Source organism: Sphingobium aquiterrae (assembly GCF_037154135.1).
GTDB classification, from domain to species: Bacteria; Pseudomonadota; Alphaproteobacteria; order Sphingomonadales; family Sphingomonadaceae; genus Sphingobium; species Sphingobium aquiterrae.
This window is the reverse complement of sequence record NZ_JBANFL010000009.1, coordinates 1-24104: the sequence shown is the minus strand read 5'-3', so window position 1 is coordinate 24104 and position 24104 is coordinate 1. Positions and strand designations below refer to the sequence as shown.

Annotated in this window: 29 protein-coding genes and 1 tRNA gene; 24 read left to right on the top strand and 6 right to left on the bottom strand. The window is 64.3% G+C overall.

What is annotated here, in order from left to right:
* Positions 1–420, top strand: a complete 420-nt coding sequence (gene ribH / locus WFP78_RS11070; RefSeq protein WP_336961862.1) for a 6,7-dimethyl-8-ribityllumazine synthase — start codon at positions 1–3, stop codon at positions 418–420.
* Positions 421–517: 97 nt separating this feature from the next.
* Here the strand turns inward: ribH and WFP78_RS11065 are convergent, their stop codons facing one another.
* Positions 518–1603: an alkene reductase gene (locus WFP78_RS11065; protein WP_336961859.1), complete on the bottom strand. Its 1086-nt coding sequence runs from the start codon at positions 1601–1603 to the stop codon at positions 518–520.
* Between the two features lie 146 nt (positions 1604–1749).
* On the opposite strand from WFP78_RS11065, the gene WFP78_RS11060 reads away from it, so the two are divergent.
* From WFP78_RS11060 to ssb, 5 genes are all read left to right on the top strand, one after another.
* Positions 1750–2622 (top strand): DMT family transporter, encoded by an 873-nt coding sequence (locus WFP78_RS11060; RefSeq protein ID WP_419722957.1) that lies wholly within the window; start codon positions 1750–1752, stop codon positions 2620–2622.
* Positions 2623–2765: 143 nt separating this feature from the next.
* A complete protein-coding gene (locus tag WFP78_RS11055) occupies positions 2766–3428 on the top strand; it encodes a COQ9 family protein (protein WP_336961855.1) in 663 nt (220 codons plus the stop codon).
* 103 nt (positions 3429–3531) lie between these two features.
* Entirely contained in the window at positions 3532–3819 is a 288-nt protein-coding gene (locus WFP78_RS11050) for a FeoA family protein (RefSeq protein ID WP_336962331.1), read from the top strand.
* Positions 3816–5678, top strand: a complete 1863-nt coding sequence (feoB, locus tag WFP78_RS11045; RefSeq protein ID WP_336961852.1) for a ferrous iron transporter B — start codon at positions 3816–3818, stop codon at positions 5676–5678. The genes WFP78_RS11050 and feoB overlap by 4 nt, the downstream gene beginning before the upstream one ends.
* Positions 5679–5705: 27 nt before the next feature.
* Positions 5706–6269 carry a single-stranded DNA-binding protein gene (gene ssb, locus WFP78_RS11040; protein ID WP_336961850.1) on the top strand — a complete coding sequence of 188 codons (564 nt, stop codon included), beginning with the start codon at positions 5706–5708 and terminating at the stop codon, positions 6267–6269.
* Positions 6270–6422: 153 nt separating this feature from the next.
* Here the strand turns inward: ssb and WFP78_RS11035 are convergent, their stop codons facing one another.
* Positions 6423–7130 carry an SIMPL domain-containing protein gene (locus WFP78_RS11035; RefSeq protein WP_336961847.1) on the bottom strand — a complete coding sequence of 236 codons (708 nt, stop codon included), beginning with the start codon at positions 7128–7130 and terminating at the stop codon, positions 6423–6425.
* Between the two features lie 116 nt (positions 7131–7246).
* On the opposite strand from WFP78_RS11035, the gene WFP78_RS11030 reads away from it, so the two are divergent.
* The 3 genes from WFP78_RS11030 (at position 7247) to WFP78_RS11020 (ending at position 8915) form a co-directional block, all read left to right on the top strand.
* Positions 7247–7663: a VOC family protein gene (locus WFP78_RS11030; protein ID WP_336961844.1), complete on the top strand. Its 417-nt coding sequence runs from the start codon at positions 7247–7249 to the stop codon at positions 7661–7663.
* A gap of 11 nt (positions 7664–7674) precedes the next feature.
* On the top strand, positions 7675–8406 hold the full coding sequence (gloB, locus tag WFP78_RS11025; RefSeq protein WP_336961840.1) for a hydroxyacylglutathione hydrolase: 732 nt from the start codon (positions 7675–7677) through the stop codon (positions 8404–8406).
* A gap of 89 nt (positions 8407–8495) precedes the next feature.
* Entirely contained in the window at positions 8496–8915 is a 420-nt protein-coding gene (locus WFP78_RS11020; RefSeq protein WP_336961837.1) for a DUF6491 family protein, read from the top strand.
* Positions 8916–8923: 8 nt separating this feature from the next.
* Here WFP78_RS11020 and WFP78_RS11015 read toward each other — a convergent pair whose 3' ends face one another.
* Genes WFP78_RS11015 through WFP78_RS11005 form a run of 3 tightly spaced genes read right to left on the bottom strand, consistent with a single transcriptional unit; the run spans position 8924 to position 10687 of the window.
* A complete protein-coding gene (locus WFP78_RS11015) occupies positions 8924–9106 on the bottom strand; it encodes a Trm112 family protein (protein WP_336961834.1) in 183 nt (60 codons plus the stop codon).
* Positions 9103–9720, bottom strand: coding sequence for an LON peptidase substrate-binding domain-containing protein (locus tag WFP78_RS11010; RefSeq protein WP_336961831.1), 618 nt, complete (start codon positions 9718–9720; stop codon positions 9103–9105). The genes WFP78_RS11015 and WFP78_RS11010 overlap by 4 nt, the downstream gene beginning before the upstream one ends.
* Before the next feature lie 55 nt (positions 9721–9775).
* Entirely contained in the window at positions 9776–10687 is a 912-nt protein-coding gene (locus WFP78_RS11005; RefSeq protein WP_336962328.1) for a tetratricopeptide repeat protein, read from the bottom strand.
* Positions 10688–10871: 184 nt separating this feature from the next.
* Here WFP78_RS11005 and WFP78_RS11000 point away from each other — a divergent pair.
* From WFP78_RS11000 to WFP78_RS10940, 13 genes are all read left to right on the top strand, one after another.
* Positions 10872–10946: transfer RNA gene (locus tag WFP78_RS11000), tRNA-Gly, on the top strand.
* Between the two features lie 565 nt (positions 10947–11511).
* On the top strand, positions 11512–12267 hold the full coding sequence (locus tag WFP78_RS10995; protein ID WP_336961828.1) for a helix-turn-helix transcriptional regulator: 756 nt from the start codon (positions 11512–11514) through the stop codon (positions 12265–12267).
* Positions 12268–12452: 185 nt separating this feature from the next.
* Positions 12453–13418: a P-type conjugative transfer ATPase TrbB gene (gene trbB / locus WFP78_RS10990; protein WP_336961827.1), complete on the top strand. Its 966-nt coding sequence runs from the start codon at positions 12453–12455 to the stop codon at positions 13416–13418.
* Between the two features lie 14 nt (positions 13419–13432).
* Positions 13433–13750 (top strand): TrbC/VirB2 family type IV secretion system protein, encoded by a 318-nt coding sequence (locus WFP78_RS10985; protein WP_419722956.1) that lies wholly within the window; start codon positions 13433–13435, stop codon positions 13748–13750.
* Entirely contained in the window at positions 13750–14019 is a 270-nt protein-coding gene (locus WFP78_RS10980; RefSeq protein WP_336961825.1) for a VirB3 family type IV secretion system protein, read from the top strand. The genes WFP78_RS10985 and WFP78_RS10980 overlap by 1 nt, the downstream gene beginning before the upstream one ends.
* On the top strand, positions 14016–16451 hold the full coding sequence (trbE, locus tag WFP78_RS10975; protein WP_336961823.1) for a conjugal transfer protein TrbE: 2436 nt from the start codon (positions 14016–14018) through the stop codon (positions 16449–16451). Before WFP78_RS10980 ends, trbE begins: the two co-directional genes overlap by 4 nt.
* Entirely contained in the window at positions 16448–17149 is a 702-nt protein-coding gene (gene trbJ, locus WFP78_RS10970; protein ID WP_336961821.1) for a P-type conjugative transfer protein TrbJ, read from the top strand. Before trbE ends, trbJ begins: the two co-directional genes overlap by 4 nt.
* Positions 17150–17195: 46 nt before the next feature.
* Positions 17196–17435, top strand: coding sequence for a putative entry exclusion protein TrbK-alt (gene trbK-alt / locus WFP78_RS10965; RefSeq protein ID WP_336961818.1), 240 nt, complete (start codon positions 17196–17198; stop codon positions 17433–17435).
* Positions 17428–18708, top strand: a complete 1281-nt coding sequence (gene trbL / locus WFP78_RS10960) for a P-type conjugative transfer protein TrbL (protein ID WP_336961815.1) — start codon at positions 17428–17430, stop codon at positions 18706–18708. Before trbK-alt ends, trbL begins: the two co-directional genes overlap by 8 nt.
* A gap of 2 nt (positions 18709–18710) precedes the next feature.
* Complete coding sequence (gene trbF / locus WFP78_RS10955) at positions 18711–19394, top strand: conjugal transfer protein TrbF (RefSeq protein ID WP_336961812.1); 684 nt, start codon at positions 18711–18713, stop codon at positions 19392–19394.
* Entirely contained in the window at positions 19391–20395 is a 1005-nt protein-coding gene (gene trbG, locus WFP78_RS10950; RefSeq protein WP_419722951.1) for a P-type conjugative transfer protein TrbG, read from the top strand. Before trbF ends, trbG begins: the two co-directional genes overlap by 4 nt.
* A gap of 608 nt (positions 20396–21003) precedes the next feature.
* Positions 21004–21612 carry a TraB/TrbI/VirB10 family type IV secretion system protein gene (locus tag WFP78_RS10945; protein WP_336961807.1) on the top strand — a complete coding sequence of 203 codons (609 nt, stop codon included), beginning with the start codon at positions 21004–21006 and terminating at the stop codon, positions 21610–21612.
* Complete coding sequence (locus WFP78_RS10940) at positions 21612–21848, top strand: DUF2274 domain-containing protein (protein ID WP_336961805.1); 237 nt, start codon at positions 21612–21614, stop codon at positions 21846–21848. Before WFP78_RS10945 ends, WFP78_RS10940 begins: the two co-directional genes overlap by 1 nt.
* Here WFP78_RS10940 and WFP78_RS10935 read toward each other — a convergent pair.
* The gene (locus WFP78_RS10935; RefSeq protein WP_336961803.1) at positions 21784–22731 is read right to left on the bottom strand and encodes a LysR family transcriptional regulator; all 948 of its coding nucleotides are present in this window, start codon (positions 22729–22731) and stop codon (positions 21784–21786) included. The two genes, WFP78_RS10940 and WFP78_RS10935, sit on opposite strands and share 65 nt — an antisense overlap.
* A gap of 443 nt (positions 22732–23174) precedes the next feature.
* On the opposite strand from WFP78_RS10935, the gene WFP78_RS10930 reads away from it, so the two are divergent.
* Both WFP78_RS10930 and WFP78_RS10925 read left to right on the top strand, forming a co-directional pair.
* Entirely contained in the window at positions 23175–23309 is a 135-nt protein-coding gene (locus tag WFP78_RS10930; RefSeq protein ID WP_156358333.1) for a benenodin family lasso peptide, read from the top strand.
* A 54-nt stretch (positions 23310–23363) separates the two neighbouring features.
* Entirely contained in the window at positions 23364–24026 is a 663-nt protein-coding gene (locus WFP78_RS10925) for a lasso peptide biosynthesis B2 protein (RefSeq protein WP_336961797.1), read from the top strand.
* Positions 24027–24104: the final 78 nt, after the last annotated feature.

Below are 24104 nucleotides of genomic sequence, written 5' to 3'. Positions count from 1 at the left end.
ATGGCAAAATTTCTGATCGTGGAGGCGCGCTTCTATGACCATCTCAACGACCTGCTGATCGAGGGCGCGTCCGCCGCGCTGGACGATGCCGGGCATAAATATGACGTGCTGACCGTGCCCGGCGCGCTGGAGATCCCCGGCGCCATCGCGCTGGCGGCGGAGAGCGGCCGCTATGACGGTTTCGTCGCCATCGGCGTGGTGATCCGCGGCGAGACCTATCATTTCGAGGTCGTCTCGAACGAAAGCGCGCGCGGCCTGATGGCGCTCGCCATGGACGGCATCGCCATCGGCAACGGCATCCTGACCGTGGAGAACGAGGCGCAGGCGCTCACCCGTGCGCGCATGACCGAAAAGGACAAGGGTGGCGAGGCCGCCAAGGCCGCCATCGCCATGCTGGACATTCGCCAGCGCTTTTCCTGATCCCGCCCCGCCCGGAGCATGATCCGGGCGGGTCTTCATCATTATCCGGAATTCTCCGGCCGTCGGCGGAACGGCTGACGGCCAGAGGTTAAAGGCGTCAGGCAGCGTCCGCCAGTGCCGGATAGTCGATATAGCCTTCCGGCCCCCGCGAATAGAAGGTCGCCATGTCGCCCTGGTTGAGCGGCGCGTTCCGGGCCAGCCGGGCGACGAAATCCGGGTTGGCGAGGAAGGGGCGGCCGAAGCTGATCGCATCGGCAAGCCCGCTGGCGATGTCGGCCTCTGCGCGTGCCTTGTCATAATCGCTGTTGAGCACCAGCGGTCCCTTGAAGTGCTGGCGGATCAGCGGCGAGAGCCGGGGGGAGTCCGTGCTGCCGAAGGTGCCGTTCGGCCCCGGCTCGCGCAGTTCGAGGAAGGCGATGCCGAGCGCGTCGAGCTGCTGCGCGGCGAGGGTGAACAGCGGCTCGGGATGGCTGTCGATCACGCCTTGCGAATCGCCATTGGGCGACAGCCGCACCGCCGTCCGGCCGGCGCCGGCCACCGCGATCAGCCGCTCGGTGACTTCGCGGAGCAGGCGCACGCGATGTTCCACCGGGCCGCCATAGGCATCGTCGCGATGATTGGCGCCGTCGCGCAGGAACTGGTCGATCAGATAGCCGTTCGCCGCGTGCAGCTGAACGCCGTCGAAGCCCGCCGCCAATGCCTGGCGCGTCGCCAGCTCATAATCGTCGAGCAGGCGCGGAATTTCGGCGATCTCCAGCGGCCGCGCCTCGGCATAGGGCACCGTGCCGTCATAGGTGTGTGCAAGGCCGGGTGCCGTGGTGGCGCTGGACGACACGGGCCGCGCGCCATCGAGAAAGCTGGGATGGACGATCCGCCCCATATGCCACAGCTGCGCGTAGATGCGGCCGCCGGCGGCATGCACCGCATCGACGACGGGCTTCCAGCCTTCCATCTGCGCGTCGCTCCACAGGCCCGTGGCAAAGGGCCAGCCCAGCCCCTCCCGGGAAATGCCGATGGCCTCGCTGATGATGAGGCCCGCGCCCGCGCGCTGGCGATAATAGTCGATCATCAGCGGCGTGGGCAGATGATCGCGCGTGCCCCGGCCGCGCGTCAGCGGTGCCATGAAGACCCGGTTCGGCGCGGTGAGGGTGCCAAGGGAAAGAGGATCGAACAGGCTCGTCATAAGCACTCCTTATATAAGGTTTCAAATTGAAACGAGACAATGGCTCCCGGGGCAGTTAGGGGCAGGACGTGACCCTTTCAAGCCCCGCCACCGCGCCGATCGAATCGGCCGATCCCTATGTGTCCGCCGATGACAGGTCGGTGGCGATGGACTCCGGGCGGCCCGCGGCCCCCCCTCTGGCATTTCCGGCGCTGCTTGCGTCCAATGTGCTGCTCGCCTTCGGGCCGCTGCTGGTGCGGCTGGCGGATACGGGGCCCGTCGCCTCCGGTTTCTGGCGCTTGATCCTGGCGACACCCATGCTGTTCCTGCTGATGCGTTCGCGCGGGCAGGCGCTGCGGGGGCTTAAACCCGCCTTGTGGGGCATGATCGTGCTGGGCGGCCTGTTCTTTGCCGGCGATCTTGCGGCCTGGCATCTGGGCATCATGCGCACGAAGGTCGCCAATGCGACGCTGTTCGGCAATTCCACCAGCCTGCTGTTGCCGCTCTGGGGCATGCTGGTGCTCCGCCACCGGCCCGCGCGACTGCAGGTCGCCGCCTTCATCCTGGCCGCCGCGGGAATCGCGCTGCTGATGGGCAGCAGCTATGAACTGTCGCCCCGCTATCTGCAGGGCGACCTGCTCTGTCTGTTCGCCGGCCTGATGTACACCGGCTATATCATCGTCATGCAGCGTTCGCGCGGCGTGCTTGGCAGTTGGGCGGTGCTGGCGGTGTCGACGGCGGCGAGCACGCTGCCGGTGCTGGTCTTTGCCATGATGCTGGGCGAAAATGTCATCCCGCAGAACTGGACGCCGCTGCTCATCCTGGCCGTATCCAGCCAGGTGTTGGGCCAGGGCCTGCTGATCTTCGCCCTGCCATGGTTCAGCCCGCTGGTGGTCGGCCTCACCCTGCTGTCGCAGCCGGTGGTCGGATCGCTGATCGGCTGGCTGGTGTTCGGCGAGACGATGAACCTGACCGACGGGGTCGGCGCGGTCGCCATTGCCATTGCGCTGGTGCTTGTCCGGCTGCCGCAGCGCGCCTAGGGCCGTTCCCATTCAGCCCTGCAAGGCGCGCTTTACCATGCTCGGGTTGCTGTGCTCCGGCGCGCGAAAAAGGGGCCGCGAAAATATGGCTGCGGGGAAAAGAGCGTTTCCGCTCGATGTGGAAACGCTCTAGAAGGTCCGGCATGACCACGCTCCCTGCCGATCCGACGCTGGACGAGCTGCGCGATGCGCTTGCCCCGCTGCTGCCCAGCAATGCCGCCTTTGACGGGTGGAACGAGGCCGCCGTGGCCGTGACCGCGCGCAATGCCGGGGTCGATCCCGAAATCGCGCGCCTCGCTTTTGCCGGCGGCGCGCCCGACATGATCGACGCATGGTTTGCCAGCGTCGATCGCCGCATGGCGCAAGCGCTGCCGCCCGAGGCGCTGGCGGGCATGAAGATCAGCGCCCGGATCGCCGCGCTGGTGGAGGCCCGGCTCGATCTGCTGGCGCGCGACCGGGAGGCGCTGCGCCGCGCCGTGTCGATCCTCGCCCTGCCGGGCAATTTCCGGCTGGCGACGCGGCTCGGCTGGCGGGCGGCGGACCTGATGTGGCGGCTGGCCGGCGATACCGCCACCGACTATAATCACTATAGCAAGCGCACCATCCTTGCGGGCGTCTATGCCGCGACGTTGATGATCTTCCTGGACGATGAGAGCGAGGGGCAGGCGGAGACGCGGGCATTCCTGGCCCGGCGAATCGCCGGCGTCATGCGCTTTGAAAAGGCCAAGGCCCGGCTTTCGGGCGGCAGCGACCGCTATTTCAGCCTGTCCCGCTTTGTCGGGCGGCTGCGTTATCCCGCCATTTGAGGGCTTCTGCACGATAGGGTAAATCCGCACTGGCGCTTGTCAATGCATATTGATAATCACTCGCAGCGTTTTGGTTTCGAAACCCGTTGTCGAGTGCCCTGTGTTGCGCCTTACCGAACTTCCCCTTCGCCAGCCTGCCTATGTCGATACCATCGATTGGCCCAGCCTCTCACCGGCCGAGGCCCAGCGCCTGCGTGAATTCGGCCTGTGCGAAGGCGCCAGCGTCGAGGCGCTGCACCATGGCGGGATATGGGGGCGGGGGCCGATCGCCTGCCGCATCGGCCGCATGACCATCGCCATGCGGCGGCATCATGCCGCGGCGGTGACGGTGCGTATCGGCGCCGAGCCCTTCGGCCCGCGCCACGCCGTGGACCGGGATATCGCGGCATGAACGCGACGCCGCTGGTCGCCCTTGTCGGCAATCCCAATGCGGGTAAGAGTGCATTGTTCAACGCGCTGACCGGCGCGCGGCAGAAGCTGGGCAATTATCCCGGCGTCACGGTGGAGCGCAAATCGGGCCGGCTGGCGCTGGCCGACGGCCGGCCGGTGGAGCTGGTCGACCTGCCCGGCACCTACAGCCTCGATCCCACCAGCCCGGACGAGCAGGTGACGCGCGACGTCATCCTGGGCCGCCAGCAGGGCGAAAGGCTGCCCGACGCGCTGGTGATCGTGGTCGATGCCTCCAATCTCGACAATCATCTGCGGTTCGCGCTGGAACTGATCGCGCTGGGCCTGCCGACGGTGGTGGCGCTCAACATGGTCGATCTGGCCACGCGCGACGGGCTGGAGCTGGACGCGGCGATCTTGTCGCGCGAGCTGGGCGTGCCGGTGATCCCGACCGTCGCGGTGCGTAAGCGCGGGCTCGACCATCTGCGCGAGGCGCTGGAAAGCCTGTTGGGGGAGGGCGGGGCTAGGCCGCTGCGCCCGTCCGTGCCGCTGGCCGATTTCGATGCGCGCCGGCGCGAGGCGCAGCGCATCGCGCGGGCCGCCATCGTGCGCGAAACCGCGTCCCGCCGACTGACGGCCGCCGTGGACCGGGTGGCGCTGCATCCCTTTTTCGGGCTCGTCATCCTGCTGGCGCTGCTGTTCGTGATGTTCCAGGCGGTGTTCGCCTGGTCCGAGGCGCCGATCGCGATGATCGAGGGCTGGGTGCAGGCGGCGAGCGATTTCGTCTCCACCGCACTGCCCGACGGGATCTTGCGATCCTTCCTGGTGGATGGCGTCATCAACGGCGTGGGATCGGTGGTGGTCTTCCTGCCGCAGATCCTCATCCTCTTCTTCTTCATCCTGATGCTGGAGGCGACGGGCTATATGGTCCGCGCCGCCTTCCTGATGGACGGGGTGATGGCGCGGGTCGGCCTGTCCGGCCGGGCCTTCATTCCGCTGCTCTCCTCCTTCGCCTGCGCGGTGCCGGGCATCATGGCGACGCGGACGATCGCGGACCCCAAGGATCGCCTGACGACCATCCTGATCGCGCCGCTGATGACCTGTTCGGCGCGGCTGCCGGTCTATGCCGTCATCATCGGCGCCTTCATCCCGGCGCGCACCATCGGGCCGGGCATCGGGCTGCAGGGGCTGGTGCTGTTCACCCTCTATGTGCTGGGCATTGTCGGCGCGATGGTCGCGGCTTTGGTGCTGCGCCTGACGGTGACGCGCGGCACCAGCAGCGGCTTCCTGATGGAAATGCCGAAATATCAATGGCCGCGCGTGCGCGACATCCTGCTCGGCCTGTGGCAGCGGGCGGTGATCTTCCTGAAGCGCGCGGGCACCATCATCTTCGCCTCGACCGTGATCCTGTGGGTGCTGCTGAGCTATCCCAAGCCGCCGCAGGGCAGCACGACATCGCCCATCGACTACAGCATCGCCGGGCGGATCGCCGGCGGCCTGAACGTCATCATGGAGCCGGTGGGCTTCAACCGCGATATCTCGCTGGCGCTGATCCCGGCGATGGCGGCGCGTGAAGTGGCGGTTTCCGCCCTCGCCACCGTCTATTCGATCGAGGAAAGCGACGACGAGGCGGTGCTGGAGCGTAGCGTCGGGGATCGGCTGAAGGGCCGCTGGTCGCTGCCCACGGCGCTGGCTTTCCTGGCCTGGTTCGTCTTCGCGCCGCAGTGCATTTCCACCATCGCCGTCACCCGCCGCGAAACCAATGGCTGGAAATGGCCGATGTTCATGGTCGGCTATCTTTTCGCGCTCGCCTATGTCGCGGCGGGGATTACGTTCTGGACCGCAACGGCGGCAGGTCTATAAGAGCCGTTTTCACGCTTCGGAGGGATCATGGCAGGCTCGGTGAACAAGGTCATTCTGGTGGGCAATCTGGGAGCCGACCCGGAGGTCAAAAGCTTCCAGAATGGCGGCAAGGTCTGCAACATGCGCATCGCCACGTCGGAAAGCTGGAAGGATCGCATGTCGGGCGAGCGCAAGGAGCGCACCGAATGGCATAGCGTCGCGATCTTTTCCGAAGGTCTGGCCGGCGTTGCCGAACGCTTCCTGCGCAAGGGCAGCAAGGTGTATATCGAAGGCCAGCTGCGCACCCGCAAATGGCAGGACCAGTCGGGGAACGACCGCTACACGACCGAAGTCGTGCTGCAGGGCCCCGGCGCGGTGCTGACCATGCTGGACGGCGCGCCGGGCGGCGGTGGCGGCCAGGGTGGCGGTTTTGGCGGTGGCGGTCGGGCATCGTCCGGCGGGACTGGCGGCAGCGACTGGTCCGGCGGCAGCAGCGGCTTTGGCGGCGGCGATTATGACGATTTTGCCGGTGGCAGCGGTCGCGCCCCTGGTGGCGCGGGCCGCAGCAGCCCCAGCTTCGACAATGATCTGGACGACGAAGTGCCCTTCTGAAGGCAGGGGGAGGGGCTTCGGATCGCTCTCTCTTGCCATTTTCGTCCTGAACGTGGTTCAGGGTCCATTGTGCCTCAAGGCGCTTGGGGCACGATGGATGCTGAAACGCGTTCAGCATGACGAACGTGGTTGGGATCGGACACGGGTCGCCGTTCAGTCCAGGTAGAAATCCACGGTCGTGACCACGCGCACCTTCTTGTAGGGCGTGTCGCCCCCGCCGCCGGACTGGTCGCCATCGCGCGCGTCGATGGAGAAATAGCCCTGCGTCGCGCTCTTGATGCCGCCCACGCCGGCGCCGCTGTCCTTGGCGAACTGCTCGGCGGATTTGCGCGCATCCTTCGTCGCCTCCGCGACCATCGGCGCCTTGACGTCGTTCAGCCGTGTGAAGCTGTAGACCATGCCGGAGCCTTCCTGCAGCGTCACGCCGCGGCGGACGAGGTCGAACTGCCCGGCAACGGCCTTCTGCGCCCTGGCGATGTCGCGGGTGCGCAGCACCATGCGCTGGGTGATGGTGATATTGGGCGTGCCGTTGTTGATCCACTGGTTGACGCCCGCCCCGGTCGGCCGCAGCTCCTCCGGCCTGAAGCCCAGTTCGCGGAAATAGGCCTGCAGCGCCTTGGTGTTCGCGTCGATCTCCGCGCGCACGCTGGGCAGGTCGAAGCCGGTGGCGGAATAGGCGATGGTCCAGGTGGCAAGGTCCGCCGTCACATCCTTTTCGGCGAGGCCGCGGACGGTGACGGAGCGGTCCGCCGCCTTGGCGCGGGTCAGCCCGTCGCCCAGCAGATAGCCGCCGGCCACCATGCCCAGGGCCAGCAGGCCCGCGCTTGCCAGCATCACGACGTTGCGATTGTCCAGCGCCATATCTTTTCCTCCCGGCTCTTCACGCGGCGCGTATCCCGCCCTATTTTCATGGCACATATCCTGCCATCCCATAGATGAACCGTTGCTGACGAGCGACGAACGGAGTTTTGCCTTTCATGCCCAAATATCTCCATACCATGATTCGCGTCACCGACCTCGATGAGACGATCCGGTTCTTCAACCTGCTGGGGCTGGAGGAGCAGAAGCGGTTCGACAGCGCGCAGGGCCGTTTCACCCTGGTCTATCTGGCGGCGCCGGGCGACGAGGATGCGCAGGTGGAGCTGACCCATAATTGGGACCCGGAGGAGTATGACGGTGGTCGCAATTTCGGCCACATCGCCTACAGGGTCGATAATATCTACGAGACCTGCCAGCAGTTGATGGATGCGGGCATCACCATCAACCGCCCGCCGCGCGACGGCCACATGGCCTTCATCCGCACGCCGGACAATATTTCGATCGAACTGCTGCAGGACGGCCATCTGGAACCGGCCGAACCATGGGTGTCGATGCCCAATACCGGCGTCTGGTAAGGACAGCGCAGATGACCGCCACGCTCGAAATCCTCCGCATCCCCGTGCTGAACGACAATTATATCTGGCTGATGCACGATCCGGCCAGCGGCGAGACGGTGGTCATCGACCCGGCGGTGGCGCAGCCCGTGCTGGATGCTGCCGCCGCGCGCGGCTGGACGATAGGCCAGATCTGGAACACCCACTGGCATGGGGACCATATCGGCGGCAATCGGGAGATCAAGGCCGCGACCGGCTGCACCGTTACCGGGCCGGCGGCGGAGGCGGGCAAGATCCCGACGCTCGACCGGCTGGTGGGCGAAGGGGACGTCGTGCGGATCGGCAGCCATGAGGCGGTGGTGATGGCGGTGCCGGCGCATACGGCGGGGCATATCGCCTATCATCTGCCCGGCGACGGCGTGATCTTCGTGGGCGACACCCTGTTCGCGATGGGATGCGGCCGGCTGTTCGAGGGGACGGCGGCGCAGATGTTCGGCAATATGCAGCGCCTTGCCGCGCTGCCCGGCGACACCATGGTCTATTGCGCGCATGAATATACCCAGGGCAACGGCCGATTCGCGCAGGCGATGGCGCCGGACGACGCGGCCATCGCCGCCCGCGTCGCCGCCGTGGATGCGGCCCGCGCCCGGGGCGAGGCGACGGTGCCGACCACCATCGCCCTGGAGCAGGCGACCAACCTCTTCATGCGGGCGCCGACGGTGGCGGCGCTGGCCGCCCTGCGCGCCGCAAAGGATGCCGCCTGAGGGCAATCATGCTATATTGCCGTCATTCTCATGGTCCGGCAGGGCGATCTGCGGCCCGTCAGGAGAAAGATGAGAGATTGGAGAGTGCCATGCGTGCCACATCCTTCCTTCGGCTGACCCCTCTTGCGCTGCTGGCGGCCTGTGCCGCGCAGACGGCGCAGGCGCCCAAGCTGACCGATCGCCAGACCGCCGATCTGGACAAGGCGCTGGCCGGCAAGGTCGCCGGCGAGAAGCAAAGCTGCGTCGATCGGTTTCCGACCACCAACCTGCGCGTCATCAGCGACGAAGTGCTGCTGTATGAGGCGGGCCGAAAGCTCGTCTACGTCAACAATGTGATCGGGCGCTGCACGGGGCTGAGCTTTGGCAATACGCTGGTCATCCGCAGCTTCAGTTCGCAATATTGCCGGGGCGACATCGCCCAGGTCGTCGATCTGCAGACGGGCATCAACCATGGCAGTTGCGCGCTGGGCGATTTCACCCCCTATCGGATGCCTGAAGCCGGCAAATAGCGCGGCCATTACGCCAGCGGCACGGCCTCGCGCGCAACCAGCACCGGGACGCCGGACCGAATCGGAAAGCCAAGGCCCGCCGCGTCGGAAATCAGCAGCCGCCGGTCCGCGTCCAGCCGCAGCGGCGTGCGCGTGACCGGGCAGACGAGCCTGGCCAGCAGTGCGGGATCGATGATGGCGGGCGTGCTCATTGCAGCGTCGCGCCACTTTCGCCGTCTGTCCGGCCGAAGAACTGCATCAGCTGGATCGTCCGTTCCGCCCGCTCGCGCAGGGAGGATGCTTCCAGCAGCACCTGCTTGGACGCGGTATCGAAAGGGGCGACCTGCGCAATGCCGTTGACCAGCGCGGCATCGTCCAGCCGCGACACCGCGTTCCAGTCCACCAGATAGCCCTGCCGCTCGGCAAAGCTGCGCGATTCCTGCTCCAGCGCGGCGCGCTCGGCAATGGCGAGCGGCGCGTCGGCATCGGGCGCCTCATCCTGCAGCACCGCCTCGACCTGGCGGAAGGGGGTGGTGACATCCAGCTCGCGCAGGACGGTGAACCGGGCGAGCCCGGTCAGCACGATGTTGAAGCGCCCGTCGTCCAATGCCTCGAACTCCGAGATCCGGCCGAGGCACCCGATCGTATAGAGCGCGGGCACGCGCGCGTCGTTGCGTGGCTGGATCATGCCGATGCGGCGATCCCGCGCCAGCGCGTCACGGATCAGTGCGCGGTAACGCGGCTCGAAAATATGCAGCGGCAGGGGCATGCCGGGAAAGAGCAGCGCGCCCGCCAGCGGAAAGATGGAGATGCGCTGCGATGTCACAGGCGACGCCGAGGGTGATGCCGTGGGAGATATCATGGCGGCGCCCCGTCCGCGCTCAGCCGAACAGGATGGCCGAGAGGCGACGGCGCTGCGCCGACACCCACGGATCTTCCAGCCCGACCACTTCGAACAGTTTCAGCAACTGCTGCCGCGCTGCGCCCTCGTTCCAGTCGCGGTCGCGGGCGATGATGTCGAGCAGCGCGTCGGCGGCACCCTGACGATCGCCATTGGCCATCAGCCCGCCCGACAGCGCAAATCGGGCTTCATGATCGTCGGGATCGGCGGCAAGCCGTGCTTCCAGCCCCGACAGGTCGGCCACCGGCTGCGCGGTATGGGCAAGCGACAGCGCCGCCCTGGCGCGCTCGATGGCCTGATCGCCGGCGATTTCGGCGGGCACGCCGTCCAGCAACGCCTGTGCCTCGTCCAGCTGCCCCAGCGCCACCAGCGCGCGCGCCTGCCCGGCAAGGGCTTCGGGTTCTTCGGGCGCCATCTCGCCGATCTGGGCGAAGATGGACAGGGCGCGTTCGGCGTCGCCCCCGGCCAGCACCTCTTCCCCCATGGCGAGCAGCGGCGCGATCTCCTGCTCCAGCGCCTTTTCGTCCGACTGGATGGGCAGGCGGGCCAGCACCTGGTCCAGCATCTGCTTCAACTGGCCCTCGGTGCGCGCCTGGCTGAGGTCGGCAACGGGCTGGCCCTGGAACACGGCATAGACGGTGGGGATGGTCTGCACGCGGAACTGGCTGGCGATGAAGCCGTTTTCGTCCACGTTGATCTTCACCAGCTTCACGCCCTTTGCCGCATAATCGGCCGCGACCTTCTCGATCACCGGGGACAGCTGTTTGCAGGGGCCGCACCATTCGGCCCAGAAGTCGACAAGCACGAGCGCGCCCATGGAGGGCTCCACCACGTCACGGCGGAATGCCTCCACCGCCTGCTTCTCGGTTTCACTCAGCCCAAGGGTTGCCAACGCCATTCTCCTGTCCATGCGCGGTCGCGCGGAAATCCTGGTACATTATGTGGGCGACAGGTGCCCTTTCGCAAGGCTGGGAAGAATGTTTGCGCATTTCCCAATTATCCCCTTGCCGACCACCAAAACCGATGTTAGGAGCCGCGCCTCACCCGCCGGAAGGATTAGTTCCCCGGCCGCCAGAGCGGGCGTAGCTCAGGGGTAGAGCACAACCTTGCCAAGGTTGGGGTCGAGGGTTCGAATCCCTTCGCCCGCTCCAGAAATCATCGAAAAATCAATGGTTTCTGGGGCATGATGCGATCAGAATGTTGGAGACAGAGCTCCTTAAATTGGTCGCTGTCTCCACATTGTCTCCACCAAATTTGCAACTGTAGCGGTATTTGGCGTTGTCTGGCGTAGCCGGGTTGTCGTTGGCATTTCGCACTCGGCGTTGATTCAAACAGGTGGGCGTTAAGGTTCGCTGCTGCGTTACAAGAGGTAAGAGTCGGACTTTTGCCAGCGGCTGAAAAGCAGTGATCGTGTCGGCACCTCATGCCATGGCGCGAAACGGATGTGCTGGTATCCGAGATTAGCTGGCGGCAGACCAACCTCGACCACCCGTGTATCGAGCCTGTGGTTCATATGTACGCAGACGCCTCAGGTTGCACAGTTGGCAATCCCACATGACCGTCACGCAATTGTCACATAGCGAAAATGCCATAAGCTGTCCGCTCATCTCGTTTCACTGATCGTTGTGAGGACGACTGGGGAGCGCACAGAAGGAGGAAGGCGAATCGCGAGACCTGCGGGTTGGGAACGCCCTTGCGGTCGATTATGCTATTATCATGGGTCGATATCGACGTTTGGATGCCCTCGCCGCAGCATTAGCCGAGGCGTCCAACATACACATACTCTACGAAGTCCTGGCGAAGATCGCGCGGGAGATGGGGTTCGATTATTTTGCTCTGGCCGAGCATATCAATCTGAGAGTGCCGCACGCCCTTCCCCTTCAAATCCACAATTATCCGTCCGGTTGGGCAGCCTATTATGTCGATAGAGACCTGGGCCCAAGAGATCCCATTCGCCGGGCCAGCCACCGGACGCATCTGGGCTTTGCGTGGATAACTATCCCACGGTTTCTGACATTAACGCCTGCCGACCGGGCCGTTCTAGCTGCCGGTCAAGCCCACGGGCTGGGCGAAGGTTTTACCATCCCCTCACACATCCCTGGTGAAGTCAGCGGATCCTGTACATTTGTCACCCGAGCCGACGAGCCGCTGCCTCGCGATCAGATCTGGACGGCCCAACTGATAGGCGGGCTGGCGTTCGAATGCGGGCAACGCCTCCTCGGGCGCACGACCCTGTCCGGTGATTCCGCGATCACGGAGCGTCAACGCGACTGCGTGCTATGGGCCGCCCGCGGCAATACCGACGGCGAGATTGCGGACATATTGGGCATCTCCAAGGAAACCGTGATCCAGCATCTCAAGTTCGCGCGCGAGCGCTATGGCGTCCGGAAGCGAACGTCGCTCGTGATCCGGGCGCTGTTCGACGGCCTGATCTCCTTTTCCGAAATCTTCCAGCGACACCGATATTGGTAACCTCAAGTCGAGGGGGCGGTGCGCCGTCCCCTCATCGAATGGCTCCTGTAAAACCGCCGTTTCCCTGTCTTTCTGCGCCAGCCTACGCCGAAGCGATTTCGATGTTGCGGATAGAGGCAATGTGGCTTTCTTGATCATCCCCTGAGCTGGACCGCCAACGGTCCGGCGATTGGCAGGGTCAATCCATGAGCATATATCCGCTCCGTACAGAAGCCAGGACACGCGGCTCGCGTATGCTGCGCACGGCGCTCGGTTCGGCGATCATCGGCTGGCTCGACGATGCGTGCGTCATCGAGATTATGCTCAATCCCGACGGGCATATCTGGATTGACCGGCTGGGCGAAGGCCTCAGCGATACCGGAGCCTGCCTGTCGGCCGCCGACGGCGAGCGGATCATCCGTCTGGTCGCGCATCATGTCGGCGCGGAGGTTCATGACGGAGCGCCTCGCGTGTCGGCCGAACTTCCCGATACCGGCGAGCGGTTCGAGGGGCTTCTTCCGCCCGTCGTCCAATCGCCGACATTCGCCATTCGCAAGCCCGCCGTCGCTGTGTTCACGCTCGCGGATTATGTCGCCGCCAATATCATGTCTGCGCGCCAAGCCGACATATTGGCGCAAGCCGTTGCCACGCGCCAGAACATCCTGGTGGCCGGTGGCACAGGGACCGGCAAGACGACGCTCACCAACGCGCTTCTGGCCGAGGTCGCCAGGACGACCGACAGGATCGTCCTCATCGAAGATACGCGCGAGCTCCAGTGCACATCTCCCAACCTGATCGCGATGCGGACCAAGGATGGCGTCGCCACGCTGTCCGATCTCGTGCGATCCGCCCTGCGCCTGCGGCCCGACCGCATTCCGATCGGTGAGGTGCGTGGGGCCGAAGCCCTCGACCTGATCAAAGCGTGGGGGACGGGCCATCCGGGCGGGATCGGCACCATCCACGCGGGATCGGGCATGGGCGCACTGCGGCGAATGGAACAGCTCATCCAGGAAGCCGTCGTCACGGTTCCTCGCGCCCTGATCGCCGAGACGATCGACATCGTCGCGGTGCTTGTGCGCGACGGCCATGGCCGCCGTCTGGCCGAACTTGTTCGCGTCGATGGCCTCAATCCCAAGGGCGAATATTCCCTCACCAGCCAAGGAGACGTTTGATGATCCAGCCTGTCATGCCAATCCGCCGGAGTGCCAGTCATCTGGCGCTCGCTGGCATCTTCGCTATGGCGTCCGTGATCCCGGCCTATGCGGCCGGATCGTCGATGCCCTGGGAAGCGCCGCTCCAGTCCATCCTGGAATCGATCGAAGGGCCGGTCGCCAAGATCATCGCCGTGATGATCATCACGGTAACCGGCCTGACCCTTGCATTTGGCGATACGTCAGGCGGCGCGCGAAAGCTCATCCAGATCGTATTCGGTCTGAGTATCGCGTTTGCCGCAACGAGCTTCTTCCTCTCCTTCTTCTCGTTCGGCGGCGGAGCGCTCGTCTGATGGATAGGGTTGGACAGGTTCCAGGCTTTGAGGTGCCGGTCCATCGGTCCCTCACCGAGCCGATCCTTCTGGGCGGCGCGCCGCGCGCGCTGGCAATCGTCAACGGGACGCTGGCAGGCGCCGTCGGTCTCGGCTTGCGTTTGTGGATCGCGGGTCTTGTGCTTTGGGCCATCGGTCATGTGCTGGGTGTCTGGGCCGCCCGCCACGATCCGAACTTCGTCGATGTCGTCCGGCGGCATGTTCGCTATCCGACCTGGCTTCGGGCATGATGTCGCTGCGCGAATATCGCTCGACCGCGAGCAGCCTGAGCGATTTTCTGCCTTGGGCCGCTCTGGTCGCGCCGGGCGTCGTCCTCAACAAGGACGGCTCGTTCCAGCGCACCGCCTGTTTCCGGGGACCGGACCTCGATTCCGCGACGCCCGCCGAACTGGTGGCGACGACCGCGCGGCTGAATAGCGCGCTGCGTCGGCTCGGCTCGGGCTGGGCCTTGTTCACCGAGGCGCAGCGGGTGCCAGCGAACGATTATCCCGACGACGTCTTTCCCGATCCGGCTTCGCGGCTGCTGGACCGGGAACGACGCGAACAATTCCACGAAGAAGGCGCACATTATGACAGCGCCTACTATGCCACCCTGCTGTGGATGCCGCCAGCGGAAGACAGCGCCCGGGCCGAGCGATGGCTCTACGAGGGCCGTTCGACAACGGCGTCCAACGGAGCCGAACTGCTCGCTGGTTTTATCGACCGCTCACACCGGATCGTCCAGCTGCTTGAAGGATTCCTGCCGGAAATCGCCTGGCTCGACGATGGCGCGACGCTCACCTATCTTCACTCGACGATCTCGACCAAGCGTCAGAACGTGCGCGTGCCCGAAACGCCGATGCACCTGGATGCGCTCCTGGCGGACGATCCACTGGTCGGTGGCCTCGAACCCCGCCTCGGCAACAGCCATCTGCGCAGCCTGACGGTAACCGGCTTTCCGACCTCAACCTATCCTGGCCTGCTCGACGAACTCAATCGTCTGGCCTTTCCCTATCGCTGGTCGACGCGGGCGATCATGCTCGACAAGGCCGATGCCACCCGGTTGCTCGGCAAGATCCGGCGACAATGGTTCGCCAAGCGCAAGTCGGTCGCGGCCATTCTCAAGGAGGTGATGACCAACGAAGCCTCGGCCCTGCTGGACACGGACGCATCCAACAAGGCTGCAGACGCCGATCTGGCCTTGCAGGAACTGGGCTCGGACATGATCGGCCAGGCCTATGTGACCGCCACAGTGACGGTGTGGGACACAAACCCTGCAATCGCCGCCGAGAAACTGCGCCTTGTCGAGAAAGTCGTTCAGGGCCGGGATTTCACCTGCACGACCGAAGGGCTTAACGCTGTTGAGGCCTGGCTCGGATCGCTGCCGGGCCATGTCTACGCCAATGTCCGGCAGCCGCCGATCAGCACGCTCAACTTGGCGCATATGATGCCGCTGTCGGCCGTCTGGTCTGGACCGCCGGGCGATGCGCATCTCGATGGTCCGCCGCTATTCCATGCCAAAACCGAAGGATCGACGCCTTTCCGCTTCTCGTTGCATGTCGGCGATGTCGGGCACACGCTGGTGGTGGGGCCGACAGGCGCGGGCAAATCAGTTCTGCTCGCCCTGATGGCGATGCAGTTTCGCCGCTATCCGGGCGCACAGATTTTCGCCTTCGACTTTGGCGCCAGCATGCGCGCCGCAGCGCTGGCGATGGGCGGTGAATGGCAGGATCTGGGGACCGGGCTTCACGTCGAGAATGCGGCTGTATCACTCCAGCCTCTTGCAAGGATCGATGATCCGGCCGAACAGGCTTGGGCGGCGCAATGGGTCGGTTCGATCCTGGAGGCGGAGGGGATTACGCTTGATCCCCAGGCCAAGGACCATGTGTGGGCGGCGCTCCGATCGCTCGCCAGCGCGAGGCCCGACGAACGGACGCTGACGGGTCTTGCGGTGCTGCTGCAATCCCAGGCCCTCAAACAGGCGCTGCAGCCCTATTGCGTGGGCGGCGCCTGGGGTCGCCTGCTCGATGCCGAGGCAGAGCAACTGGGCGATGCCCATGTTCAGATATTCGAAACCGAAGGACTGATGGGCTGCGCCGCAGCCGCTCCGTTGTTGGCCTATCTTTTCCACCGGATCGAGAACAGGCTTGATGGATCGCCAAGCCTCGTCATCATCGACGAGGGCTGGCTGGTGCTCGACAGCCCGACCTTTGCCGCGCAATTGCGCGAATGGCTCAAGACGCTGCGCAAGAAGAATGCGAGCGTGATCTTTGCGACGCAGAGCCTGGCCGACATTGAAACCAGCGCCATTGCGCCAGCCATCATCGAAAGCTGCCCGACCCGGATCTTCCTGGCCAATGAGCGGGCGACCGAACCGCAGATCAGCGCCATCTATGCCCGGTTCGGGCTCAATGCGCGGCAGATCGAGATATTGGCGCGGGCGACGCCAAAGCGCGATTATTATGTCCAGTCACGGCGCGGCAATCGCCTGATGGATTTAGGGCTAAAGGAGGTGGCGCTCGCCTTCACCGCCGCGTCTTCCAAGTCCGACCAGTTGAAGATCGACCACATACTGAGCCAACCGGGCGAGGAACAGTTCGCAGCGGCCTGGCTGCGCGCATGCGGCCACGACTGGGCGGCCGACCTGCTTTCCACGCAAGAGCCAAAGGAGCAAAGTTCATGACATCGCGCTTCATCGTTCGCCCGCTTGGCCTGTGCGCTGCTGCGCTCGCATTGGCCATGACACCGGCACAGGCACTGGTCGTCTATGACCCCACCAACTATGCCTCCAATGTGATGCAGGCGGCGCGCGCCTTGCAGCAGATCAACAACCAGATCCGGTCGTTGCAGAACGAGGCGGCCTCGCTTCTCAACGACACGAAAAACCTCGCCAGTTTGCCGTTCAGCAGCCTTCAGGGGCTCCAGCAGCAGGTGCAGCAGACCCAGCGGCTGCTGGGGCAAGCACAGCGCCTGGCCTATGACGTGACCCAGATCGAGCAGGCCTTCTCCACCAAATATGGCGATATAGCGCTGTCGAGTTCAGACGCCGATCTGGTCGCCGGCGCACGGGACCGTTGGTCCACCAGCGTCGATGCGTTCGAGGATGCGTTAAAGGTCCAGGCCGGGGTGGTCGGCAACATCGACGGCACCCGAACCTCAATGGACGATCTTGTTTCAGCCAGCCAGTCGGCATCGGGTGCGTTGCAAGCTGCCCAGGCCGGGAACCAGCTTGTCGCGCTCCAGTCCCAGCAACTGGCCGATATCACCGCTATGCTCGCGGCGCAGGGCCGCGCACAGACCATCGAGGCGGCCCGCGCCGCTACTGCGGAGGCGGAGGGCCGCGTTCGATTCCAGCGCTTCATGGCGCGATCGGGCCAATAGGATGCGGAGCGGACGCCTGGCACTGGCAGGCCTCGCCGGCGGTGGCATGCTGACGGTTGCAGTGCTCACGGTCATGCACCAGCAGAGAAACACGCCCACTGAACAGATACCGCCGATGCCGGGGTCGAACGAGCATCGCGCGGCCGACCTTATTCGCTGTCGGCACGCCAAGGCACAGAATCCAACTTGCGAAGCGGCCTGGGAAGCCGAGCGACGCCGCTTCTTCGGCAGAGATGATGGCGGCAGCGCCCGATCCGATTGGCAGGAGCGTACCGGACATGAATGATGTCGGTGTCATCGACGGGTTCCTCGCGACCTTCACGGCCTATATCGATTCCGGTTTTGGGCTTCTTGGCGGGGAGGTCGGGTTTCTCTCGACCACGCTGATCGCAATCGACGTGACACTTGCCGGGCTGTTCTGGGCATGGGGTGCCGATGAGGATGTCCTGCAACGCCTGGTCAAGAAGACGCTCTATATCGGCTTCTTCGCCTTCATCATCGGCAACTTCTCCTCGCTCTCGCAGATTCTGTTCCAGTCCTTTGCCGGGCTCGGCCTCAAGGCCAGCGGCGCCAGCATCGGCCTCACCGAGTTCATGAAGCCGGGTAGCGTTGCCGCGGTTGGGCTTGATGCAGGCGAACCGCTTCTCACCTCCGCGTCCGAGATGATGGGATTCACCTCGTTTTTCGCCAATTTCGTCCAGATTGCCGTGCTGCTGCTGGCCTGGATGATCGTAATCCTCGCCTTCTTCATCCTTGCCGTACAGCTGTTCATCACGCTGATCGAGTTCAAGCTGGTGACGCTGGCCGGGTTCGTCCTGCTGCCCTTCGCCTTTTTTGGGCGGACGGCATTCATGGCGGAGCGGGTGCTTGGCCATATCGTATCGAGCGGCATCAAGATTCTGGTTCTCGCCGTCATCACCGGCATCGGCACAGGACTGTTCGACCAGTTCATCAATGCGCTGGGTGGAACAGCACCGACTGCGGAACAGGCCATGTCGATTGCGCTCGCCTCATTGGCGTTGCTTGGTCTGGGCATATTCGGCCCCGGCATCGCCAATGGCATCGTCACCGGAGGTCCGCAGCTTGGTGCAGGCGCAGCGGCGGGTACGGCGATTGCAGCCGGCGCCACCCTGGCCGGCGGGGCCGCAGGCGCACGGCTCGCGGCCGGCGCTGTCGGGGGGGCCGTAGCGAGCGCATCGAGCGCCGCTGCCCGTGCGGCCGGATCGACCAGCGCCACCTATAGCGCCGGTGCAGCGGGCAAGAGCGGGGGAGACGCCGTTGCGGGCGGGATCGGTGCGTTGGGAAGAGCGGCCGGCTCTGCCGCCACGTCCCCACTCCGCCGCGCTGCAGATGCAATGAAACAAAGCTTCGAAGCCGGAAAATCGGGCGCATCGACGAACAGTGGTGGCGCTGAAGCTACGTCCGGGCCGCCCAAATGGGCGACGGCAATGCGCCAGCGGCAGACGATCGCCCACGGGGTTTCGACCGCCGCCCACACATTGCGCGGCGGCGACAGCGGTGGTGGCGGCGCGTCGATCGATCTTAGCGGAAGGGACTGATCATGTTCAAACGACCATCCATCCGGTACGGCCAGACCCCGGAGCCGGTCACGCCTTACCAGCGCGCTGCCCAGGCTTGGGACGATCGCATCGGCTCGGCGCGCGTTCAGGCGCGCAGTTGGCGTCTCGCCTTTTTCGGCACGCTGATGCTATCTGGTGGTCTTGCCGCCGGCTTGATCTGGCAATCGGCGCGCGGCTCGATCGTGCCCTGGGTCGTGCAGGTGGACAAGTTCGGCGAAGCACAGGCCGTCGGCCCCGCCGATGCGGGATACCGTCCGACCGATCCGCAAATCGCCTTCCATCTTGCGCGCTTCGTCGAGCAGGTTCGCAGCATCCCGGCCGATCCGATCGTCCTGCGCCAGGCATGGCTGCGCGCCTATGACTTCGCCACGGATCGCGGCGCCATGGTCCTCAATGATTATGCGCGGGCGAATGACCCGTTCGCGCTTGTCGGCAAGACGCAGGTTGCGGTCGATATATCGAGCGTGATCCGGTCGTCGGACAGCAGCTTTCGCGTTTCCTGGGCCGAGCGGCGATACCAGGATGGTGCACTGGCTGAGACAAGCCGGTGGTCGGCCATCGTGACGGTCGTGATCCAGCCACCCTCCGCGCCCGATGCCCTGCGCAAGAACCCGCTCGGCCTGTTTGTCAACGCCATCAACTGGTCGAAGGAGCTTTCCCAATGATGCACGTTCATCGTTCCGGGGCCGCAATTGCGGCTTTGCTGATTTCCGTAAACACGACCACGGCCTGCGCAGCGACGCGCCCAGCCCTGTATGGGGCAACGCAGACGCCTGCAGTGCGCATTGCGGAACCTGAGAAACAGGTCGAGATAGTAACTGTCGCAAAGCCGCTGCCGTTGCCGGGGCAACTCAAGCCGGTGCCGCCCATAGCTCCCGCCCCGGGGCTTGCCGATCCCAAAACCCGGATCGTCGCTGCCAATGCCGCAGCCCGCATAGAGCCCGCGCGCAATGGTTTCATCAACGCCATGCAGCAATATCCCTGGGCGGAAGGCGCTCTTTATCAGGTCTACACGGCACCCGGACAGGTGACGGACATCGCCCTTCAGCCTGGAGAAACGCTTGTCGGCGCGGGGCCCGTCGCTGCGGGTGATACCGTGCGATGGATTATCGGCGATACGCTCAGCGGTACGGGTGAGACGCAACGCGTCCACATCCTGGCAAAGCCGACCCGGCCCGATCTCCTGACCAACCTGGTGATCAACACCGATCGGCGGACCTATCATCTCGAACTGCGCGCCACCCCGACCACCTATATGGCGTCGGTATCCTGGTCCTACCCTCAGGATGAACTGTTAGCGCTGCGGCAGCGCAACGCCGCTATCGCCGTAAAGACGCCGATTGCCGCGGGCATCAACATCGCCTCGCTCGATTTCGGCTACGCGATCGATGGGGACAAGCCGAGCTGGCGACCACTGCGCGCGTTCGACGACGGTAGCCAGGTCTTCATCGAGTTTCCCGCAAGCGTCGCGCAGGGCGAAATGCCGCCAGTCTTCATCCTGGGGAGTGGCGGCAATGCCGAGCTCGTCAATTATCGGGTGCAGGACCGTTTCATCATCATCGACCGACTCTTCAGCGCAGCCGAGTTGCGCATGGGGGACAAGAAGACGGCGCAGCGGGTGCGTCTGACACGGATCGATCGCAAGCGGGAGGGGAACCGACCATGAGCGACCGTAACGAGCAGGATAGTTCGGCTGCGCCCGCGCCGTCGTCTGTGTCGCCGTTCAAGTTGGGAGGCGATGCGCCAACGGTAATGCGCCTGTCGCGCAAGACATTGGCCGGAATGGGCGTGATTGCAGGACTGAGCATCGGGGGCGCTCTCATCTATGCGCTACAGCCGCCGGAGAAACCGGTCGGCCAGGAAGTCTACGCGACCGAGGGCCGGGCAAAGGCCGACGGGCTGGGATCAGTGCCCAAGGACTACAGCCAGGTCCCGCAATTGGGACCGCCATTGCCGGGCGACCTGGGACGGCCGATCCTTGCTGCACAACAGGGCGGCAACGACAGCCAAGATTCCCGGCAAGGCTATCCATCCGATCGCCAGGCCATCGATCCGGCCGTCGCAGCGCGGCAAAAGGCGCGTCAGGAACGGGACGCTGCGCAGGCAAGCCAGTTGTTTACAGGACAGGGGAGTGCCCAATCGACGGGCGGCGCGCCGGAGCATGTCGCCACGGGGTCGCCGACCGCCGCGCCAGCGTTCGGGCCGGACCTTGCCGCCCCATCGGCAATGACGGCATCGGGTAGCGCGGCCAAACGTGCTTTCATGACGGGCACCATGGACACGCGCTCGCTCGCCTCATCGACCGTCGAACCCGTGGCGTCCGCTAACATCCTGCAGGCCGGCAGCATCATACCCGCCGCCTTGATCACTGGCATCCGATCCGACCTGCCCGGTCAGATCAGCGCCCAGGTCACGCAGAATGTCTATGACAGCCCGACGGGGCGCATCCTGCTCATTCCGCAGGGCGCAAGGTTGATCGGGGACTATGATTCGCAAATCGATGCCGGTCAGTCGCGGCTTTTGATGGCATGGACGCGCCTCATCATGCCTGACGGGCGTTCGATGATGCTCGAGCGTCAACCTGCTGCCGATACCAGCGGCTTTTCGGGCTTGCAGGACAGCGTAAACAATCATTGGGGTGGCGTTGCGCGCGCTGCCATGATCTCGACTCTTTTGGGCCTTGGCACGGAATTGGCGGCCGATAGCGATAATGACATCATCCGGGCGCTGCGCCGCGGGTCGCAGGACAGCTTCAATCAGGCCGGGCAACAGATCATACAGCGTCAAGTAGCGATAGCTCCAACCTTGACTATCCGGCCAGGCCATCCGCTGCGCGTGATGATCACACGCGACCTTATCCTTCCCCCTCTGGGCAATCGGTGATGGCCAAGCTGCGCCTGGGATCGCTGGCGGACGACAAGCCCGTCAAGATCAGTCTGGAATTGCCTGCCAATGTCCATCGCGACCTAGTGCGCTATGCTGCGGCGTTGGCCACTGAAACGGGGGAAGCGCAGGTTTCTCCCGAACGCCTCATCGGCCCCATGTTGGAACGGTTCATGGCAGGGGACCGCGCCTTTGCAAGGCATCGCAGCGGTAAGGCTTCTCGGCAACCGTCATGATGGTCCCAAGCAAAGGGGCAAGTGCAGGATTGCTAGCGTCTTCGCGCCAGCAGAGGCCAAAATCGATGCGCGCATGGCCATGGGGCTCGTGGATGGGCAAGGCGACGAGATGCGGGGGCAAGCGAGCGAACGCGCCCTCCTGCACGATTGTGAAACAGCCTGCATCAATCAGTTGGTAGAGCCCATTCAAATTCAGCGGGCTACGGACGATCGCCGCGCGATCCAGACCAGCCTGCGATTGGGCCAGGGTAAGACGTCCCGCAACTTGGGAGAGCAGATCGTCCCCGCGCGCGCTGTCCGCAAGTAGAAGGGTAAGGTCGCGCAGATCCGACCAGAAGAGCGGCGCACGCAATGCCAGAGGGTTGTCGCGGACCATGACGGCAAAAAGCCGGCTGCTGCCAATAGCGTGATAGGCCGCGCCCGGCGGGGCCAGATGGCCTGCAACGATGATGGCGTCGAGTTGGCCGCGCTCGAAGTCGCGCACAAGCGCTTGTCTGTCACAGACCGCAGCAGATAGCTGGATGTCTGCATGGCGTTTGCTGAATTCCAGCATGAGAGACTGGACCGCGCTACTGGGCACTGCTCCTGAAAAGCCCAGCTTCAGGGCACCGCGGCGCCCTTGTCCAAAGATGATGGTGTTGCGATGAAGGCTGTCGAGATCAGCCACGAGCCGGCGCGCGCCCGATATGAAATGGTCTCCCGCGCGTGTCAGTCGGGTGCCGCGGGTCGAGCGCTCGAACAGGTCGGTGCCAAGCCGCTGCTCGAGATGGCGGATCCGTTGGCTCAACGTAGATTGCTTGATGCGCAGCGACTCGGCCGCTTGGCTAAAACTCCCAAGCTCCGCCGTCGCTATGACATAATGGAGGTGACGGATTTCGATCATGCTCCAGCCCTCGCCGCATTGGTTCTTCAGACAAACCCAATGTTTCGCGGTTCACTCATGCTGAAAATCCCCAGAAATGGGGGAAAAACGAACCCTCGCGGCACCTCCTACAGACGGCAGAATTTGCGATTGCAGAAATGTCGGGATAGATTTGGATCAATGCCGCCGGCAGAGCGGGCGTGACCGGGTCGCTGTCGTGTATGTCCAGGCTTTGCTAAAGACGGCGGCGCATGATCCCAACTCATGTCTCACAGCACGGTCGCGTCCCGCGTCGGAAATAGGCTGCCTTCTCCCTGTTAGCATTTGCTCAGAGGTCCATTATGCGTGGGGATCGAAGGTCGGTCGCGATTATAATCGGATTATAAAATTCTTATAGTCGATCGCTGGGCACATCCTTGTCGGTGCCGCGAAATGGATCGCGGTCTATCGAAGAGGAACGTGTGATGGAAAACACTGTCGAACGTCGCAACGACGATATGATCGACCTTGGCGCAATCAGCGTCGAGACGAAGGGCCCGGGCCTTGGCCAGGGTGACGAGATCGGGCTGCAGAACCCGGTCGGCCTTTCCGACGACTGACACCACTGCCGGTGCGCGGTGCTCCCGCGCACCGGTTATCGGAAAGGCGCCGTCATGGCCTTGTCGCTTCGCCCCGGACTGACATTCTGTGAAATCCAGCATCACCTCATCTTCATGGATTATGAGGCGGATCGCTATTTCAGTCTGACAGGGCCTGCGCGCGACAGTCTTCAAAAGCTCCTGAAGTCCTCCGACGCGGGCGTTACGGAACAGGAGATAGCGCCGCTGCGCGCTGTTGGGATCATAGGCCACGGTGAAGGCGCCCGGCCACTCAAACCCTGCCAGCATGTACAAGCTGGGCGCAGCATATTCGACGAAGAGTATGGCGCCCCACGCACGGCGGCCCAGATTCCTGAAATTATTGTCCGTTTGGCGGCAATGCGTCGCACATTGAGGCGGCAGGGTTTGCCGACTACCCTGCGTCGGCTTAGGGAAGCAACGCCACTGCGTGTTGTCCCTGGATCGTACGCGCCCGGCATGCGGCGCCTGTGCGCTGCCTATGAAGCGTCGCGTCGCTACTATCTCCCAGTCGATAATTGCCTGATCCGGGCACTGGCGCTCTACCGCCACGCGCAGCAGCGCGGCCATGATGCGAGGCTAGTCTTTGGTGTGCAGTTGCATCCCTTCTCGGCGCATAGCTGGGTCGAGCAAGACGATCTCATTCTCGACGATCGAGTCGATCATGTGCGGCGTTTCAAGCCGATACTGGTCCTGTAATTGTGGATCGGCGTGCAAAAAGGACCCCGTTAGCGGGGTGATCGGCGTCTAAAAGGGACCCCTCATTTCGATGGTTTA